Annotated in this window: 17 protein-coding genes; 15 read left to right on the top strand and 2 right to left on the bottom strand. The window is 48.1% G+C overall.

Annotated elements, in window-relative coordinates; translation table 11 throughout:
• Window positions 1–291: 291 nt before the first annotated feature.
• The 5 genes from OCV62_RS03035 (at window position 292) to OCV62_RS03055 (ending at window position 6,325) form a co-directional block, all read left to right on the top strand.
• Window positions 292–1,302 (top strand): methionine ABC transporter ATP-binding protein, encoded by a 1,011-nt coding sequence (locus tag OCV62_RS03035; protein WP_412279121.1) that lies wholly within the window; start codon window positions 292–294, stop codon window positions 1,300–1,302.
• Complete coding sequence (locus OCV62_RS03040) at window positions 1,292–1,957, top strand: methionine ABC transporter permease (RefSeq protein WP_021915031.1); 666 nt, start codon at window positions 1,292–1,294, stop codon at window positions 1,955–1,957. The genes OCV62_RS03035 and OCV62_RS03040 overlap by 11 nt, the downstream gene beginning before the upstream one ends.
• Before the next feature lie 72 nt (window positions 1,958–2,029).
• Window positions 2,030–2,953 carry a MetQ/NlpA family ABC transporter substrate-binding protein gene (locus tag OCV62_RS03045; protein ID WP_262585067.1) on the top strand — a complete coding sequence of 308 codons (924 nt, stop codon included), beginning with the start codon at window positions 2,030–2,032 and terminating at the stop codon, window positions 2,951–2,953.
• Between the two features lie 586 nt (window positions 2,954–3,539).
• Window positions 3,540–5,279, top strand: a complete 1,740-nt coding sequence (locus tag OCV62_RS03050) for a glucosyltransferase domain-containing protein (protein ID WP_262585068.1) — start codon at window positions 3,540–3,542, stop codon at window positions 5,277–5,279.
• A gap of 83 nt (window positions 5,280–5,362) precedes the next feature.
• Window positions 5,363–6,325 (top strand): radical SAM/SPASM domain-containing protein, encoded by a 963-nt coding sequence (locus OCV62_RS03055; protein WP_021913985.1) that lies wholly within the window; start codon window positions 5,363–5,365, stop codon window positions 6,323–6,325.
• Between the two features lie 274 nt (window positions 6,326–6,599).
• On the opposite strand, the gene OCV62_RS03060 is transcribed toward OCV62_RS03055, so the two are convergent.
• Window positions 6,600–8,156: an NAD(P)/FAD-dependent oxidoreductase gene (locus OCV62_RS03060; RefSeq protein WP_262585070.1), complete on the bottom strand. Its 1,557-nt coding sequence runs from the start codon at window positions 8,154–8,156 to the stop codon at window positions 6,600–6,602.
• A gap of 356 nt (window positions 8,157–8,512) precedes the next feature.
• On the opposite strand from OCV62_RS03060, the gene OCV62_RS03065 reads away from it, so the two are divergent.
• On the top strand, window positions 8,513–9,007 hold the full coding sequence (locus OCV62_RS03065) for a sporulation initiation factor Spo0A C-terminal domain-containing protein (RefSeq protein ID WP_262585071.1): 495 nt from the start codon (window positions 8,513–8,515) through the stop codon (window positions 9,005–9,007).
• A gap of 193 nt (window positions 9,008–9,200) precedes the next feature.
• Here OCV62_RS03065 and OCV62_RS03070 read toward each other — a convergent pair whose 3' ends face one another.
• Entirely contained in the window at window positions 9,201–10,097 is an 897-nt protein-coding gene (locus OCV62_RS03070; RefSeq protein ID WP_021913988.1) for a LysR family transcriptional regulator, read from the bottom strand.
• A gap of 207 nt (window positions 10,098–10,304) precedes the next feature.
• Between OCV62_RS03070 and OCV62_RS03075 the strand changes: the two genes are divergently transcribed.
• Genes OCV62_RS03075 through OCV62_RS03115 form a run of 9 tightly spaced genes read left to right on the top strand, consistent with a single transcriptional unit; the run spans window position 10,305 to window position 18,800 of the window.
• Complete coding sequence (locus OCV62_RS03075) at window positions 10,305–10,637, top strand: hypothetical protein (RefSeq protein ID WP_117962257.1); 333 nt, start codon at window positions 10,305–10,307, stop codon at window positions 10,635–10,637.
• Entirely contained in the window at window positions 10,634–11,665 is a 1,032-nt protein-coding gene (locus OCV62_RS03080) for a V0D/AC39 family V-type ATPase subunit (RefSeq protein WP_021913990.1), read from the top strand. Before OCV62_RS03075 ends, OCV62_RS03080 begins: the two co-directional genes overlap by 4 nt.
• 17 nt (window positions 11,666–11,682) lie before the next feature.
• Window positions 11,683–13,617 carry a V-type ATP synthase subunit I gene (locus tag OCV62_RS03085; protein ID WP_262585072.1) on the top strand — a complete coding sequence of 645 codons (1,935 nt, stop codon included), beginning with the start codon at window positions 11,683–11,685 and terminating at the stop codon, window positions 13,615–13,617.
• Between the two features lie 14 nt (window positions 13,618–13,631).
• Window positions 13,632–14,066, top strand: coding sequence for an ATP synthase subunit C (locus OCV62_RS03090; protein WP_021913992.1), 435 nt, complete (start codon window positions 13,632–13,634; stop codon window positions 14,064–14,066).
• Window positions 14,066–14,374, top strand: coding sequence for a V-type ATP synthase subunit F (locus tag OCV62_RS03095; RefSeq protein WP_021913993.1), 309 nt, complete (start codon window positions 14,066–14,068; stop codon window positions 14,372–14,374). Before OCV62_RS03090 ends, OCV62_RS03095 begins: the two co-directional genes overlap by 1 nt.
• A gap of 51 nt (window positions 14,375–14,425) precedes the next feature.
• On the top strand, window positions 14,426–15,013 hold the full coding sequence (locus tag OCV62_RS03100) for a V-type ATP synthase subunit E (RefSeq protein WP_262585073.1): 588 nt from the start codon (window positions 14,426–14,428) through the stop codon (window positions 15,011–15,013).
• Complete coding sequence (locus OCV62_RS03105) at window positions 14,998–16,764, top strand: V-type ATP synthase subunit A (protein WP_021913995.1); 1,767 nt, start codon at window positions 14,998–15,000, stop codon at window positions 16,762–16,764. Before OCV62_RS03100 ends, OCV62_RS03105 begins: the two co-directional genes overlap by 16 nt.
• A gap of 14 nt (window positions 16,765–16,778) precedes the next feature.
• Window positions 16,779–18,170 carry a V-type ATP synthase subunit B gene (locus OCV62_RS03110; RefSeq protein WP_021913996.1) on the top strand — a complete coding sequence of 464 codons (1,392 nt, stop codon included), beginning with the start codon at window positions 16,779–16,781 and terminating at the stop codon, window positions 18,168–18,170.
• Window positions 18,171–18,182: 12 nt separating this feature from the next.
• Window positions 18,183–18,800 carry a V-type ATP synthase subunit D gene (locus OCV62_RS03115; RefSeq protein ID WP_021913997.1) on the top strand — a complete coding sequence of 206 codons (618 nt, stop codon included), beginning with the start codon at window positions 18,183–18,185 and terminating at the stop codon, window positions 18,798–18,800.
• Window positions 18,801–19,381 lie beyond the last annotated feature (581 nt).

A 19,381-nucleotide genomic window follows, 5' to 3' on the forward strand; every position in this document is an offset into this window, starting at 1 on the left:
ATTTTCGTGCAAGCACGGAATCGGAACGCAGAAGGGTACGAGTGAACTGTAACAAAAATCGCAATTTATAGTTGACAAAACAGGAGAAACTGATTATCATGCATATAAACATATCGAACAAATAGGTTTAAAGAAACGGCGCATATATGCACAGTTTCGGCAGCATCGGATATTTACAGAACCAAACGATTTGTGATATGATAAAGGCTGATGTGTGATGGTTCGGAAATCCGAACCTAATCCTGAAAAACCAGGCATCTGAGAGGATGCTGGGAAGGCAGAGTGATAAAAGTGGAACCAATGATACGGATTGCAGGCGTCAGTAAGACGTTTTCTGTCAAAGACAATAAGGTGGAAGCACTGAAAAATGTCAGTCTTGACATTGCAAAGGGTGATATTTACGGCATCATCGGTATGTCCGGCGCAGGCAAAAGCACGCTGGTACGATGCTTAAACTTCCTGGAACGGCCCACAGAGGGTACTGTTTATGTGGAGGGACAGGATCTTTCTACCCTGGATGCAAAACAGCTGCGACAGCTGCGCAAGCATGTTGCAATGATCTTTCAGAATTTTAATCTGCTGATGCAGCGGACGGTTCTGGATAATGTATGCTTCCCGATGGAAATTGCGGGCGTGGATAAAAAGACAGCCCGGGAAAAGGCAAGGGAATTTTTAAAGGTAGTAGAGCTTTCCGACAAAGAGAAAGCATATCCGGCACAGCTGTCCGGCGGACAGAAGCAGCGAGTAGCGATCGCAAGGGCGCTGGCAATGAACCCGACGATCCTGCTGTGTGATGAAGCGACCAGTGCCCTGGATCCTACTACGACAAAGTCAATTCTGGCGTTGTTAAAGGATATTAACGAAAAATACGGCATTACGATCGTGATCATAACACACTCCATGGAAGTTGTTCAGGAAATCTGTACCCATGTGGCAATCATTGATGCAGGAGAGCTGGCAGAAAATGGTACAGTGGCAGATGTTTTTGCAAGCCCCAAGTCCAGAGCTGCAAAGAAGCTGGTATTTCAGGGGGATCAGAAGGTGGCGATTATGAAGAGCCGCCGCTGCATCCGCATCGTATTTACGAAGAACTCTTCTTTCGAACCTGTGATTGCGAACATGGTTCTGGAATGCAGGGCGAGCGTCAATATTCTGATGGCGGATACCCAGGATATCGGCGGAATTGCAACTGGTCAGATGATTCTGCAGCTTCCGGAGGAAAATCAGACTGCAGACAAGATGATTGCGTATCTGAGAGAAAAAAATCTTACAGTAGAGGAGTTGAAGGATTATGTTGAGTAGCAAGGAAATTAGCATGCTGATCGAGGCTACCGGCACATCTGTCTATATGACGCTTGCCTCTACCCTGATGGCATATGTGATCGGTCTTCCGATCGGAATTTTACTGGTTGTATGCGCACCGGGTGGCTTGAAGCCCAAGGCTGTGCTGTATAAGATCCTGGATTTTATCGTAAATATTACGAGATCCATTCCGTTCCTGATTCTGATGCTGCTTGCAACGCCGCTGGCACGTCTGGTGACAGGCAAATCCTATGGCGCAAATGCGACAATCATTTCCCTGACACTGGCAGCAGCACCGTTTATTGCCCGTCTGGTGGAGTCTTCTCTTCTTGAGGTGGACAAGGGTGTGATTGAGGCGGCTCAGAGTATGGGTGCAAGCATCTGGCAGATTGTTTTTAAAGTGCTGATCGGAGAGGCGAGAGTTTCTCTGATCGTCGGTTCCACGATTGCACTGGGGACTGTGCTTGGCTATACTGCAATGTCCGGTGCCATCGGCGGCGGCGGTTTAGGAGATGTGGCGATCCGTTACGGTTATTCCAGATGGGATACCAAAATCCTTCTGGCGACGGTTGTACTGCTTGTTATTCTGATGCAGATCATTCAGATTGTCGGCAGCCGTTTATCCAAGAAACTGGACAGAAGACTGACCCATTGAGGGGCAGGATATTCTGTTTAGTCATAGAGTGGTTCCGGATACCAGAAAATCCGGCCGAGAGAGGAGAATATTATGAAAAGAAAAGTACTGGCACTGGCATGCACACTGGCACTGAGCGCAGGTCTGCTGGCAGGCTGCGGCAGCAGCACAGATACTGCTGCAGAAGCAGAGAGCACTGTAGCAGCTGTTGAAAGCACCGAAGCTGCCGAAGCAGAATCTACCGAGGCAGAAAGCACCGAGACTGCAGCAGAAGTGGAATCCAAAGGCACCATTACGGTAGCAGCAACTCCTGTTCCTCATGCAGAAATCCTGGAGGCAGCAAAAGATCTGATGGCTGCAGAAGGCTGGGATCTGGAAATCGTAGAATTTACCGATTACGTACAGCCTAACGAAGTAGTGGAGAGCGGCGATGTAGATGCAAACTACTTCCAGCACGTGAATTACTTAAATAGCTATAATGAAGAAAAAGGAACGCACCTTGCGATCGCAGGCAAGATCCATTACGAGCCTCTTGGTCTGTATCCCGGCAAGCAGAGCGACCTCGCTGCAATCACAGACGGCGCTGAAATCGCAGTTCCCAACGATACAACAAACTGTGCAAGAGCGCTGCTGTTACTGGAGGCAGAGGGTCTGATCAAGCTGGATCCCGAAGCTGGTATCACCGCAACAGAGAATGACATCATTGAGAACCCTCATAACATCAAGATCGTTCCTCTTGCAGCGGAGCAGGTAGCCCGTACTCTGGAAGATGTTGACTTCGGTGTTATCAACGGCAACTACGCTATGGAGGCTGGCCTGACCAGTGCAGATGCAGTTGCTCTGGAGTCTGCTGATTCCGAAGCAATCCAGCAGTATGTAAACGTGGTTGCAGTTAAGGAAGGCAACGAGAACAACGAAGGTGTACAGGCACTGGTAAAGATTCTGAAATCTGATGAGATCAAAGACTTCATCAACGAGAACTATAAGGGCAGCGTTGTTCCTTACGACGGAGAATAATTTCCGCTAAGGACAGCTTTGAACTTGTAAAAGCGATGAACGAAATGAAATAATGGAACATTTTCGGTCTGCTGTGAAAACAGTGCCGATAGAAAACTGCCATCTGACGGGAAACTGCCGGGTGGCAGTTTTTTTATCGTATAGGAAACTTCGTTTCCATACGATAAAAATGCTCCGCGAGGATGCGCACTCGGCGCAGGGGCAGATGGTTGCCGAGCATGTATTCTATTGTTTTACCTGGAAGGTAAGATGTGATATAATGAGCACGAAAGAAAAACAAGCGACGCCGAAGGCGGCATTTGTTTTTCTTGTGCCATTAGAGAACGAGCAGCCTGCGTAGCAGGCGGTAAAGCGCGTCAGCGCGGGCTCGTGATATAATGAGCGCAAGAGAGCGGGAACAGGCGAAGCCTGCTCATCGCGAACGGCGAAGTTATTGAGTGAGCTATGCTCACGATATAATGAGCGCAAGAGAGCGGGAACAGGCACGATACTGTGAAAAATGTGCCAAAAGCGCGTAAGTGTGAGCAATTATAAACAAAAGCCTCAAAGTGCCATTGCTGGTAGAATTTGTAATTAGGAGACTGGAATGAAACGATTTTTAGGATGGTTGGATCGCCGTTGGTACCTGTTTTTGGCAGGCGGCTGTATCGGCGCAGAGCTGCTGGTATTTTTGATTTTTCGGGAGAACAGCTATTTTACAGTGCAGGATAACCTCGATCTGTTTGTCGCGCACTTTCAGGTACTGAGCCACTCAAACAGCTGGTTTGCACACGGTGCGACGGTTCCGATGCTGGGCGGCATCAGCCGGGACAGCCTGAGCAGCGAATGGAATCTATACAATATTTTGTATACATTTATGCCGGTATTTTGGGCGTACCTGACGGGGTATTTTTTGAAAATCCTGATCGGGACAGGCTCTTTTGTGCTGCTGGCAAAGGATGTCTATCAGAAAGCGTATCCGCGGTACCGGGGAATCGCCTGGGCGGCTGGGCTGTGCTATGGACTTCTGCCGCTGTTCCCGGCATATGGAATCGCGTTTGCATCGATTCCGCTCGCAGTGTTTATTTTACGGCGGATCTATCGGAAAGAGGGAAAATGGTGGTATGCACTGCTTTTTGTCTACCCGTTTTTATCGTATTTTTCCTACTTCGGATTTTTTCTGCTGGCGTATCTGGTGTGTGCGGTTGTGATTGTGTCGATTCGAGACAAAAAATTCTGCGGTCGTCTGGCAGTCGCTGTGCCGGTGCTGGCGGCTGGCTATGTTTGCTTTGAATATCGTCTGTTTGGACAGATGCTGTTTTCGGATGTCAAGACGATACGGGAAACGATGGTAGAGAGCAATTTGAACTTTTCCGAGGTACTCGGTCAGATCAGGGAAGCGTTTTTGACGCCGGTGTTCCATGCGGCTTCCGACCATGCAGTTTTCGTGCTGCCGGTGTGCGTAATTGTACTCGTCTGGCAGCTGATGGCGGCAGTTCAGAAGAAAAATCTGAAAAAGTTCAAAAGCAGCGCGCTTTTGTGGGTGCTCTTGCTGATCGTGTTCAATTGTCTGGTGTATGGATTGTACTTTCAGGGGGACTTCCGGGGATTGTTTGAAACGCTTCTGCCTCCATTAAAAGGTTTCCAGTTCAATCGAACCGTATTTTTCAATCCGTTTTTATGGTATGCGGCGCTGTTTCTGGCGTTAAAAGCGCTCTACGATACCGGAAAGCTTTTCTGGAAACGGATCGCAAATCTGGCAGCGTGCATTGCAGCTGCTGTAATTTTGCTCACACCTGCGGTTTACAATGAATTTTACTGGACCTGCTATCACCAGGCGTACCGTGCAGTGAAGCATACAGAGGTCAATCTGTTGAACTTCCGGGAATACTACAGCACCGACCTGATGGAGGAGATCAAGGCGGATATCAATTATGATGGAGAATATGCGGCCGGCTACGGATTGAACACCGCTGTGCTGGAATACAGCGGGATTTCCACGCTGGACGGCTATCTCGGTTTTTACCCACAGAGCTATAAGGAAGAATTTACGAAGCTGATCTGGCCTGCCTATGAGAGAGTGCCACAATGGCAGACCTATTACGGGGAATGGGGCGCGCGAGCCTACCTGTTTGCCGGAAGCGGCGAGAGTATTTACAATCCTTACCGCAATCAGGTACTGTCGGATCACCATTTATATTTAGACAGTGAACAGTTTGTAAAAATGGGCGGAAAATATCTCTTTTCCCGTTATGAGCTGGATAATGCAGAAGAGTTGGGCTTCACACTGCGGGGAGTTTATTCGAATGAAAACTCGCCGTATACAATTTACCTGTACGAAATTTGACAAAGTATTTGATACATGATATGATTGTGAGTAATGACCGCAGAGAGCGGTGCTGACAGATAAGGATAAGGGGGACATGTAAAATGCCGATCAGAATCAGCAATTATGCTGGAAAATTTGGATGGAACGCGAGAAAATATTTTCCCAGACTGGCATCTGAACTTTACCTGAAGCTTCAGTTTACGACCAGAGGAAAGGTACAGCAGGACTATATTGACTATTTTCTGAATGCACCGGAAATTCCGCATCCGCATGTAGTAAACCTGGAGACAATCAATCGCTGCAACTCGACCTGCGAGTTCTGTACGGCGAACAAAAATGCAGAAAAGCGTCCCTATGCCCGCATGTCGGAGGAGCTTTACTACAGCATTATCGATCAGTTAAGGGACTGGAACTACAAGGGGCATCTGACCCTGTACGGAAACAATGAGCCCTGGCTGGATACCAGAATCGTAGAGTTCCATAAATACGCAAGAAAACAGCTGCCGGACTGCTTTATCTTTATGTCCACGAACGGACTGATCCTGGACATCGATAAGGTAAAATCGATCATTCCGTATGTCAACCAGCTGATTATCAATAACTACTGTCTGGACATGAAGCTGCATGACAACATTCAGGAGATCTATGATTATGTCAATGCGCATCCGGACGAATTCAAGGACGTTGATATCCTGATTCAGATGCGCTATCTGAAAGAAGTCCTGACCAACCGTGCAGGCAGCGCACCGAACAAAAAGGCGACCAGCAAGATTATCAAAGAAACCTGCCTGATGCCGTTTACTGATATGTGGATCACGCCCAACGGCAAGCTGGGTATCTGTTGCTGTGATAACTTTGAAGTGACGGATTTCGGTAACCTGAACAATATCGCGTTGAAGGACGCATGGAACAGTGCCCTGTACAAACGGCTGCGTACTGCAGTAAAGGACGGCAGACAGAACTGGGAGTTCTGTAAACACTGTGACTTTATCGACACGAAGCTGCGCACGGACATTGCGAAAGAAGCAATGAAAGAAGCAGGATACGGCAAATACGCGAAATAAACGTCGGTTCATGTGTAAAAGCAGCTGCGCAGCAGCAGAGCGCATCGAAGATGCAGCTTTGTAGATGACACGGGCGAACTGCACTGAAATTAAAAAGAAAAAACAGGCTGCAGCCTCTGACAGGAAACTATGTCAGCAAGGCTGCAGCCTGTTTTGGTTTTAGCAGGACGCAGAAACGGCGAAAGAAAACCGCTTTGCGCCTGGTTCTCTTTCGCCGTGCAATTCATGACAATAGAATGCTCGCAGAGCGTGCATTCTATTGTTCGTTTCTGTCTCAGTTTTTCGCTTCGTGATATTCTTTTTCCGTATTGACGTTCCAGATGTTGGAGCGGTCGCGGATACCGTTTACGATGTTGTGTACGACCTCGAAAGAGGTGCACATCGAATGGTCGATATTGTTGTAACGGTGCTGACCGTTTCTGCCGACACAGTAGAGGTTGTCGATGCCGTTGAGCCAGTGGATCAGAGTATCGATTTCCTCGTAGGTGTCGAAGTAAGCGGGATAAGCTTTTTTAACAGATTCGGAATGCGTATCAAGCACGTCTGCCTTGCTGTCGATCATGCCCATTTTGATGATCTCGTCCACAGCAAAGTCAGAAAACTCCTGATCGGACATATTCCAGAGCTTATCGCCTTCGTTGCAGAAGTATTCCAGACCGATCCATACGGTATGCTCGAGATCGACAACCATGTAAGGCGACCAGTTGTTGTAAATCTGGAAACGGCCGAGCTGTACGCTGCGGTCATGGACATAAACCCAGTTGTCCGGAACGATGTTGCCGACGGTTTTGATCTTGGTCTTGTTTTTCAGATTGAGCTTACGCACCAGAACGCCCAGTGTGCGGTAATCACGGTAAGGAAGTCCTGCCGCAATTTTGGCTTCTTTTTCCGGAACGTCGTTCATACCGCCGACGAGATCGCGGATCGGCATGGAGGAAATGAAGACGTCAGCTTCTTCGCGGATCTTCTTGCCATCCTGCTCGTAGGTCAGAGCGACGATGTGGTCGTTTGCATCTTTTTCCAGACCGACAACCTTGCAGCCCTTTAAGATTTTACCGCCCAGCTTTTCGATTTCGGAAGCGGTTACATCCCACAGCTCGCCGGGACCGAGCTTGGGATAGCGGAAGGATTCGATCAGGGAGGTTTCTACCTGATGGGCTTTTTTGGTCGGTACGATTTTCCAGAGGATGTCTTTTAAAATCGCAATAATGGAAAGTCCCTTTACGCGCTGTGCACCCCAGCTGGGATCGATATCCCTGGGATGACGTCCCCAGAGGTTCTCGGTGTAGTGTTCAAAGAACATGGAATAGAGCTTTTTGCCGAAACGGTTAATATAGAAATCCTCGAGGGAGTTTTCCGGGCGTTTGTGGATCAGGCTCGCGAGATAGCTGAAGCCGACCTGCATCGTCTGGAGAAAGCCCATGTTCATGAAAAGCTCAGGCTTTAACTGAATCGGGTAATCGTAGAATTTCTGGTCAAAATAAATACGGGACACGCGGTTACGGTTTAGCATAACGCGGTCTTCTTTCTGGGGATCAGGACCGCCCTTTTCCAGCGGAACGTCGCGCTGCAGCATGATATCGTCCGCTGCGGGAGCCCCCTGCATGGGAAGCATCTGTTCCCACCATGCATTTACTTCCGGAACCTTGGAGAAAAAGCGGTGACCGCCCATATCCATACGGTTTCCTTTATAGTTGACGGTCTTGGAAATACCGCCCATATGAAAACTCTCTTCAAATACAGTTACTTCGTACTCATCGGACTGCTTTAACAGTTCGTATGCCGCGGTAAGGCCGGCAGGGCCCGCGCCGATGATAAAGGCTTTTTTCATGAAACAGGATTCCTTTCTCTGATCTTGTACTTTCGGTAAAATATTATAATGCGTCAATTATCTTTTATTGTAACATACATGCAGGCACTGTTCAAGCAGGAAATCAGACTGCAGGAAAGGACAGGTGAACTGGTGTATGATGTTAAGATCGTGCTAAAAACGTTAAAAAGGGGACGCAAAATACACAGGAAGTCGACAGGAGATTACAAAATGATGTATTTCAAATTCTTTTCGGAGGGAAAAAAGTTCTATATAATAAAAGATGTAGTTTTGTATAACGTATAAAACTGCATGGGGATTGAGCCGAAGGCTCGTGATTTTGAGGATGTCCAAAGTATGGACAGAAGGGAGATTGCATGAACAGCATCTTATTATCAACGCAGGAATGCGGCAGCCAGGAACTTCTTCAACTGACGGAAATGCTTTGTAGGGAACAGGATTTTCAGATCATTGTTTCAAGGGCGTTTCCCTTTATGGAAAAGGAAAGGAAAACAAAAACCGTAGAAAACAGGGCGGGCGATTTGTTGACAAAGCTCGGGTTTAAGGCGAATCTGAAGGGTGTTGTCTATTTGAAGGTAGCTGCGAGAATCGGTCTTGAGGACAGGGAAGAGCTGGAAGGCGTAACGAAACGACTATATCCAGCCATCGCAAAAGAATGTAGGACGTGCGCCGGCAGAGTAGAGCATGCAATCCGGCATGCCATTCATACGAGCTGGGAAAAGGGAGATGTCAGGCAGCAGCGTATGGTGTTTGGATACGACAGGGAAAGTGGAAACCGTCCGACAAACGCGGAGTTTATCGCACGCATGATTGACTGTCTGGAACGGCAGGATCATCTCTTATATTCCTGATTCCTTCATTCGGAAAATCAGCTCCAATTTGATAAAAACGTTCAAAGGGGAACAGCGTTTGGCACAAGTTGCGCCAGAAACGGACTGTTCCCCTTTTATAGTGGACAGATATCTACAGGTTTCGGGTTACGCTGCCTGGTCGGGGACGATACGTCAGGAACTATCCCCCAACCGGTCTGCAGCTTATGCTTCCTCACCCGATCCGATCTGCCAGCAGCATGTCGATCAGGCAGCGTGCGGCAGCACCGAGAGGACGGCTTGGATCCCGCACGAGACAGATGTAGCGGTTCGGAATTTCCTCTGTAAGGGGAATCGAAACAATGCGTTTTTCGGAAAGTGCCTGCGCTGCCAGATCCTCCGGCATAAACGCAAGCCCCAGATTATGGCTGACAACAGGCAGCAGCAGGTCGGCACTGGCAAGCTCGATATCGTAGTTGAGGGGAAGTCCGTGGGCGGCAAAGAAGTTCTCATAAAACTGATGGGACATGGTTGCCTCCGTCAGGCCGGCGAGAGGATACTGTATCAGCTCCTGCAGGGAGATGGGCTTATCCATGAGCGCAGAAAAACGGGGGCCGCCGACTAAAATGCTGCGAACGGGACGGAGCCGGACTGTGCTGTAAGGCTTTTCAATCTGCAGAGGGGTTGGAACAACAGCGACGTCGGTTCGCCCTTCCTTTAAATCGGAAAGCATGTGGGCAGTGGTTCCGTTACTGATGCGGATTTTGACATCCGGATGCTCCTTCTGGAACAGCGCCAGCCGATCCAACAACAGGCAGTGGAGAGCGGTTTCGGTTGCTCCGACGCTGACTGCTCCACCGTGCAGGCCGAGGGAAAGCCCGAGCTCCTCTTCGCCTCGCAGGATGCGTTCACAGGCGGGAGCAACATATCGGTAAAGCATCTCGCCCTCCGGAGTCAGGGTGACGCCGTGACGGGAACGGATAAAAAGGCGGCAGCCCAGCTCGCTTTCTAAGTTCTGGATGCTCCGGGTCACGGACGGCTGGCTGGAAAGCAGCATGGTAGCAGCACGCGTGAAGTTTTTATATTTGGCAACATAATAAAAGGTCCTGTAGTAATCAAAGCTTGCAGACATGGAAAATCCTCCTGGGATCGTGAAAAAAATCACAGATTTTATTCAAAAGCAGACATAAAAGCAATTCTGTAATACGTTTTTGATATTACACACATATCAGATTTATATTTTTAAAAAAAAGGTAAATCTAGTATAATACGCACGGAGCAAATTGAAAAGCATTTATAACGTACATGCTCAAAACAGTAGAAAAGGAGGCATGTGAACATGGGGCAGTCCATTGAAGAAGTCTTAAACAGGCTTGTGGCTGTGGAAGACGCCGCACAGCAGATGCAGGATGCGGTGGATGCACAGAAAAAGGAACTCGCTGCTCAGATGGAAGAAAAGAAAAAACAGTTTGACAGTATGCTGGAGTTAAAGACAGAACAGAAGACCGAAGAACTGGAAGCAAACATGGAGCACGAGAAGGCAGCCGCGCTGGAAAAACTCCGGGAGGAAACGAAAAAGCAGCTTGCCGGAATGCAGCACAAGTATGATACAGAGCACGACAGGATTTCGGATGAAATTCTGCAGTCCATGATTAAGGATGTGAGCAGATGAGTTTATTTCGTTACAGCGGTCTGACAACGAAGGTACGGGCCATGAGCGGTGCGCTTTTGAGCAAAGAGGATTTTGACCAGATCAGCACCCTTGGCAATGTTCCTGAGGTTGTCGCATGGCTGAAAAAGAAGCCGTCCTATGGGAAGGTGCTCGGAAATGAAAATGAGAACACCATGCACAGAGGACAGGCGGAGGGAAGGATCAAACGTTCCTTCTACGCTGATTTTTCCAAGCTGTACCGGTTTTCCAACATGGAGCAGAGAAATTTTCTGGATACGTATTTCAGACGCTACGAAATCACCTGTTTAAAAAACATTGTACAGGCGATCCTGTCAGACAGCCCGACACTTGCGGATGTTTCCGATTATGAGGAAGCCTTTGCGAAGCATTCGGCATTTCCGTTAAAGAAGGCAGCGTCTGCAGATTCGATGGAGACACTGGTCAGCGTCCTTTCGGATACTCCTTACGGGGATGTGTTGCGTAAGGTGGCAGGCAGCGGGTCCACAACTCTGTTTGACTATGAATTTGCATTGGATATGTTTTATTTCAGGGATCTCTGGAAACGGGTCAGAAAAGAATTGAAAAAAGAAGACCGGGAAGCAGTGCTGGAATCGGTGGGTGTTACAATCGATACCCTGAATCTGCAGTGGATTTACCGTGCCAAACGCTATTACGGGATGAAAGCGGCAGATGTTTATGCCCTGATCATTCCGGTGCATTACCGGCTGAACCTGGAGCAGGTCAAACGAATGGCGGAGGCGGAGAGCACAGAAGAAATGTTGAACTTCGCAAAAGAAACCAGGTATGGAAAATATCTGCAGGAAATGGAAAAACCGAATCTGGAACGGGTCGGCAGTATGATCCAGGAAAACGTGCACCGTGCGCTGATGAGACAGAACCCCTATTCAGCTGCATGCCTGGAAGTCTATTTATATAGGAAAGAACAGGAAGTGCACAGGATCATCACGGCGATGGAATGCGTCAGATACGGTTTGCCGGCTGAAAAAATCAGAGAATACCTGGCATAAAGGAAGGTGCGGCAAAATTGATTGAAAAAATGAAATTTATCAGTGTGATCGGGCCAAAGGATCAGCTCGACACAGTAACCAGGCAGTATCTTTGCCGGTATGAGATACAGCTGGAAAATGCGATGGGCGAATTGAAGCATTTAAACAACATCACACCCAACGCAGAGTTGAACCCTTACCGGGAAGCAGCAGGAAGAGCAGCAGAGATCGCTGCGCTTTATGGAAGCAAAGCAACGGCAGTGAGAGACATGGATGTGGATACAGCCATGGAACGGATCACTGAAGTGCAGAGCAGAATTCAAAAGGCAGACAGAGAGACAGATGCACTGGAAAAGGAACTGAAAAAGGAGCGGGGACTGCTGGATGCGGTCAGCCCCTATCAGGAGCTGCATTTTGATATTTCCAGAATCCTTCACTTTAAAGAAGTAAGATTCCGTTTCGGCAGACTTCCAGTCGGCTACTATGAGCGTTTAAAAACCTACGCATACGACGATGCCTGCACGATTTTTGAAAAATGCAAGGAGACGGAGGATTATGTTTGGGGCGTTTATTTCGTTCCGGCGGCAGAAGCCAAAAAGGTGGATGCGATTTATGCTTCTCTCCATTTTGAACGGATTCATCTGGAGGATGCCTACGAGGGTACCGTTGATGAGGCCTGCCGGGAATTAAAGGAAAAAACAGATGCCCTGGAGCAGCAGATCACAGCAGTGAGAGCAGAGCTTGCAAAAGAATTAAATGGGATGTCTGAATCGATCTCTGCTGCAAGCAAGACCCTTGCGTATGAATCCAAGCTGTTTGATGTCCGCAAGCTGGCGGCATTTACCAAGGCGAAAAACGAAACCTTCTTCATCCTCTGTGGATGGATGGAAAACAAGGAGGCAGATCTGCTGAAAAAGGAGCTGGAAGAGGATCCGGATATTTTCTGTACACTGGAAGAAAATCCGGACAGAAGAGTTTCAATCCCTCCGACTCGTCTGAAAAACCCGAAGCTGATCAAGCCGTTCGAAATGTTTATCCAGATGTATGGCCTGCCGAACTATCAGGAATTTGACCCGACACTGTTCGTGGCGTTGTCCTATTCGATTATCTTCGGTGCAATGTTCGGTGATGCGGGACAGGGTCTGGTGCTGTTGATCGGCGGATATTTATTGTACCATTTTAAAAAGATCAACCTGGCAGCAGTTCTTTCGAGCTGCGGATTCTTCTCTACAATTTTCGGACTCCTCTATGGCAGTGTATTTGGTTTTGAGGACTGGATCCCGGCGCTGTGGCTGCGTCCGACGGAGGCAATGACGAATCTGCCGGTGATCGGAACACTCAACACCGTATTTGTTGTGACGATCACCATCGGTATGGGACTGATTCTTCTGACGATGATCTTCCATATGATCAATTCCCTCAGGGAGAAAAAGCCCGGAGAAGCACTGTTTGATACGAACGGACTGGCTGGCTTTGTATTTTACGGTGCAGTTGTTGCAGTCATCATGCTGTTCATGACCGGACATACCATTCCGGCAGCAGGTGTTTTGGTTGTAATGTTTGTAGTACCGCTTTTGGTCATCGTATGCAAGGAGCCGCTCAGTGCCCTTGTGGAAAAGAAAAAGTATCAGGATGAAAACGGACCGGTGATGTTCGTAGTGCAGGGCTTCTTCGAATTATTTGAAGTATGCTTAAGCTATTTTTCCAACACCCTGTCCTTTGTCCGTATCGGTGCATTTGCAGTCAGCCATGCGGCGATGATGCAGGTGGTTATGATGCTGGCAGGCGCAGAAAACGGACAGGCGCCCAACGTGATCGTTGTGATCGTCGGCAATCTGGTCGTAATGGGTATGGAAGGTCTGATCGTAGGCATTCAGGTACTCCGTTTACAGTATTATGAATTTTTCAGCCGCTTCTACAAAGGGGACGGCAGAAAATTTGAACCCTATTTATCAAAGGAAGAAAACATTTAAGGAGGTCATTTGTCATGACAAAAGTTTTATTATTCGCAGCACTTGTAGCTTGTATCGCAGTTCCGTTCCGTGTATTTGTAAAAGGGGAACAGACAAAGCACAGATATAAAACAACCCTGGCATTAAACGGCGTAATGTTCTTTGGACTGATGCTTTTTACCGGCGTTATGATGTTCTCCGGCAACGCATTTGCAGCAGAGACTGCTGAAACTGCAGCAGTTGCAGCAAGCAGCACAGCAACCGGCCTTGGTTATATTGCAGCCGCACTTTCCATCGGCATGTCCTGTATCGGTGGTGGTATTGCCGTAGCGAGTGCAGCAAGCGCAGCACTTGGTGCAATCAGTGAAGATTCCTCTATCCTCGGTAAGTCCCTGATCTTTGTAGGTCTGGCCGAAGGTGTCTGCCTGTATGGTCTGATCATCGCCTTCATGATCATTGGTAAGCTTTAATGAAAATGTATCTGATCAGCGACAACATTGATACCTGGACAGGAATGCGGCTGGCAGGAGTAGAAGGTGCGGTGGTCCACGAGAAACAGGAGCTGAAGGCAGAAATCGACAAGGTGCTTGCCGATAAGGAAATCGGCATCCTGCTTTTGACGGAAAAATTCGGAAAGGAATTTCCGGATATCATCGATCATATCAGGTTGGAGCGGAAGTTACCGCTGATTGTGGAAATCCCGGACAGACACGGCACAGGCCGTGCACCGGATTTCATCACATCTTATGTGAATGAAGCGATCGGAATCAATATCTGAAAAAGAGCTGCATAGGCGCAGCATCTTTTAGGAGATATTTCGGAGGAGACCATGACAATAGACGAAAAGCTGCAGCATTTTATGGATGTGACCACAGAAAAGGTCAATGCAGAAAATGCCAAACAGATGCAAGAATATGAGCAGGGACTGGAAAAGGTCTATGAGGATTACAAAGAGACGGCCCTGCGCAAATCCGAGCTTGCACTGAAGTTAAAAGAAGAAAGCTTAAAGAAGCAGATGAACGCAGATCTGGCAGCAGAACAGATCACGATCCGGGAACAGACCGGAAATCTCCTGCGTGAGCTGGATGAAAAGCTTTCTTCCGAAGTAAAGGGAAAGCTGGAACGCTATATGGCGACCAGCGCATATGAAACCTATCTGGTAAATCAGGTACGTGAAATCGTGAAATTTGCAGATGGAGACGACGTGACCGTTTATATCGATCCGGAGGATATCTGCCATAAGAATGCGATTTCTGCAGGTGCAAACGTAGCCGTTACTGTGAGTGAATACAGCTTCGGCGGAGGCGTGCGTGCGGTAATTTCCAAACGCGGCATACTGATCGACCAGTCCTTTGACACGAAACTGAAGGAAGCTTTTGATGGAAAGGAGGCGAGCCTTAGATGGAAAACTCGTTAAGCATTTATGGAATCAACGGCCCGCTGGTCACTGTCAAAGGTAAGACAGATTTAAAGATGAGCGAGATGGTATACGTCGGCAAAGAAAAGCTGGTCGGCGAAGTGATCCGTCTTTCTCCGGAGCTGGCGACGATTCAGGTATTTGAAGAGACGTCCGGTTTAAAGCCCGGAGAGCTGCTGTATCCGACGGGCGCAACACTTTCTGTTACCCTGGCACCCGGCATCGTGTCCAATATCTTTGATGGTATTGAGCGCCCCCTTGCCGAAATTGAGAAAAAATCCGGTAAATATATCGACAGAGGCTTCTCTATGGATTCTCTGGATACTCACAGGAAATGGCAGACGAAGCTGTGTGTAAAGCCCGGAGACAGAGTGTCCGGCGGTACGATTATTGCAGAGGTACCGGAAACTCCCGCCATTGTGCATAAGGTAATGGTGCCTCCCGATGTGGAGGGTATTGTGGAAACAGTTGTTCCGGATGGTGAGTATACGATCAACGATACGATCGTAACTCTGCTGTTAAAGGATGACAGCGTAAAAGAGCTGACCATGACCCAGAAATGGCCGATCCGTATTCCCAGACCGAATCAGAAACGACATCCGGCATCCCGCCCGCTTGTAACCGGACAGCGTATCCTGGATACCCTGTTCCCTATCGCAAAGGGCGGCACAGCGGCGATCCCCGGCGGTTTCGGTACCGGTAAGACCATGACTCAGCACGCAATCGCAAAATGGTCTGATGCAGATCTGATCGTTTATATCGGTTGCGGTGAGCGAGGAAACGAGATGACGGAGGTTCTGGAGGATTTCTCCAAGCTGATCGACCCCAAGTCCGGAAATCCCATGATGGACCGTACCGTTCTGATCGCCAATACCTCCAACATGCCGGTGGCTGCCCGTGAGGCGAGCATTTACACCGGTCTGACACTGGCAGAGTATTATCGTGATATGGGCTACCATGTAGCGATCATGGCAGATTCCACTTCCCGTTGGGCAGAGGCACTGCGTGAGCTGTCCGGACGTCTGGAAGAAATGCCGGCAGAGGAAGGCTTCCCGGCATATCTGGCGAGCCGTTTGTCTGCGTTCTATGAAAGAGCCGGTATGGTAGAAAACTTAAATGGAACTGAAGGAAGTGTTACGATCATCGGTGCGGTATCTCCGCAGGGCGGCGATTTTTCCGAGCCCGTTACCCAGAATACGAAGCGTTTCGTGCGCTGCTTCTGGGGACTGGATAAAAACCTGGCATATTCCCGTCATTTCCCTGCGATCAACTGGCTGACCAGCTACAGCGAATACCTGCCTGATCTGGCAAGTTGGTATGCAGATAATGTAGGCTCTGATTTTATTGATGACAGAAATCAGATGGTAGCGATCCTGAACCAGGAAAGCAGTCTGATGGAGATCGTAAAGCTGATCGGCAGCGATGTTCTGCCGGATGATCAGAAGCTGACTCTGGAAATCGCCAGAGTTATCCGTCTGGGCTTTTTACAGCAGAACGCATTCCATCCGCAGGATACGTCTGTGCCTCTTGCAAAGCAGCAGAAGATGATGGAGACGATCCTGTATCTTTACGAGAAATCCAAAGCACTGGTATCTATGGGAATGCCCATGTCCGTGCTGAAAGAGGATAAAATTTTTGACCGGGTAATTTCCATTAAATACGATGTGGAAAATGACCGACTGGACAAATTTGATGATTACAAAAAAGCAATCGACAAGTTCTACGACGACGTGATTGCACGCAATGCATAATGGAGGGAAAAACGATGGCAATTGAATATTTGGGATTAAACAGTGTCAACGGCCCCTTCGTCGTGCTGGAGGGTGTTAAGGGCGCGGCTTATGATGAGATCGTGGAGATCGTTGCAGACGGTAAGGAAAAAAAGCTTGGCCGTATCGTAGAGATCAACGAGGACAAGGCGGTTGTACAGGTGTTTGAAGGCACAGATAACCTTTCCTTAAAAAATACCCATACCAGACTGACTGGACATCCGATGGAAATCGGGCTGACGGATCAGCTCCTTGGCAGAACCTTTAACGGTATCGGTGCCCCGATCGACAATCTTGGTGAAGTTGCAGCAGAAAAATATGCAGATGTAAACGGAAAACCGTTAAATCCGGTATCCAGAGAATATCCCCGTAACTATATCCGTACCGGTATTTCTGCGATCGACGGTCTGACGACCCTGATCCGCGGACAGAAGCTGCCGATTTTCTCCGGAAACGGTCTGCCTCATGACCAGCTGGCTGCACAGATCGTGCGTCAGGCATCTCTGGGAGATAACTCCGATGAGAAATTCGCAGTTGTATTTGCTGCGATGGGTGTAAAATATGATGTTGCAGAATATTTCCGCCATACCTTTGCGGAAAGCGGGGTATCCGATCACGTTGTCATGTTCCTGAACCTGGCAAATGACCCGGTTGTAGAACGTCTGATCACACCCAAGGTAGCGCTGACGGTAGCAGAATATCTGGCATTTGAGAAGCATATGCACATCCTTGTTATCCTGACGGATATGACCTCCTTTGCAGAGGCGATGCGTGAGGTTTCTTCGAGTAAGGGTGAAATCCCGTCCAGAAAAGGGTATCCGGGTTATCTGTATTCCGAGCTGGCGACGATTTATGAACGTGCGGGTATTGTAGAAGGAATCGACGGTTCCGTAACGCAGATCCCGATTCTGACCATGCCCAACGATGATATCACACACCCGATCCCCGACCTGACCGGTTATATTACAGAAGGGCAGATCGTTTTGGATCGTGCGCTGCATGGACAAGGGGTATACCCTCCGGTCAATGTACTGCCCAGTCTGTCCCGTCTGATGAAGGATGGTATCGGTGAGGGCTATACCAGAGCGGATCATCAGGCTGTCGCAAACCAGCTGTTTTCTTCTTACGCAAAGGTGGGCGATGCGAGAGCACTGGCGAGCGTTATCGGTGAAGATGAGTTGTCTGCGCTGGATAAAAAATACCTGGCATTCGGTAAAAAGTTCGAGAAATACTTCGTCGGTCAGCGGGAGGATGAAAACAGAACCATTATCGATACCCTGGAGATCGGCTGGAGCCTTTTGCGCATGCTGCCCAGAGAAGAACTGGATCGTGTGGATACAAAGATCCTGGACGAGTATTATGACAAACAGGGTCGTGTACTGGAATAAGGAGCGTTATCTATGAATACAAACGCATTTCCCACAAAAGGTAACCTGATGCTGGCGAAAAACTCCCTGACGCTTGCAAAGCAGGGCTATGAGCTGATGGATAAAAAACGGAATATCCTGATCCGGGAGCTGATGAATCTGATCGAAGAGGCGAAAACGATCCAATCAGAGATTGACGCTACGTTTACGGAGGCATACCAGGCGCTTCAGCAGGCAAATATAGAGGTGGGCATTCATTCTGTGCAGGAAATTGCAAAGGCGATTCCTGCAGAGGATTCTGTGCGTATCAAAACAAGAAGCATCATGGGCACAGAGATCCCACTGGTAAGCTGCGAGGAGGAGAAAAAAATCCCCTATTACGGCTTTTATAATTCCAGTGAGTCGGTGGATGCTGCCCGGGAAAGCTTTTTAAAGGTAAAGGAGCTGACCGTCCGCCTGTCCATGGTGGAAAACTCCGCCTACCGTCTTGCAATGAATATCCGCAAGACGCAGAAGCGTGCAAACGCCCTGAAAAATATAACGATTCCATCTTATACGATTCTCGTAAAGGATATCAGCAACGCCCTCGAAGAAAAAGAACGTGAGGAGTTTACGCGTCTGAAGGTCATTAAGAGAAATATGAACCACTAAAGCAGCTTGCCAGAAGGATATCTGGAATCGCTGTCATAGTAGAAAACGTCTGCAGGAAGCTGGTAGCAATCCCACTTTTTGCGGGCGTTTTTTTGTGTTGTTCCAGTTTATTCGTAGTTTTCGGATGCAGCTTCCATGCCTGCAGGAAAATCTGTAGACAGTAACCTTGCGTTTACGCCTGGCAAAAAAAAGTTTTAAAAAGCTGTTGACAGAACAGAAAAACGCTGATAAAATATCTATCTGTTGCGGCAAACGGCTGCAACATGAACTTCTAAAAAAGTTCAAAAAGTGCTTGACATCGACAAATAGTCCTGATATACTTTATGACTGTTGCGGCGAACGAAAGCAACACGGATTTCTGAAAAGAAATTCAAAAAAATAAAAAACTGCTTGACATGAACAGAAAGTTCTGATAAAACAATGAACTGTTGCTGCGAGTGATGAGTAATCAGGTTTCGAAAGAAACTTGAAAATAAAATGAAAAAAGTTCTTGACAAACAGAACTGCTTATGATAAACTCAATAAGCTGTCTGAACGACAGGAACGAAAGTTCTTCTGGAAATACTTCCAATAAGAAGAAC

The sequence above is a fragment of the Gallintestinimicrobium propionicum genome, from assembly GCF_025567525.1.
GTDB lineage: Bacteria > Bacillota > Clostridia > Lachnospirales > Lachnospiraceae > Gallintestinimicrobium > Gallintestinimicrobium propionicum.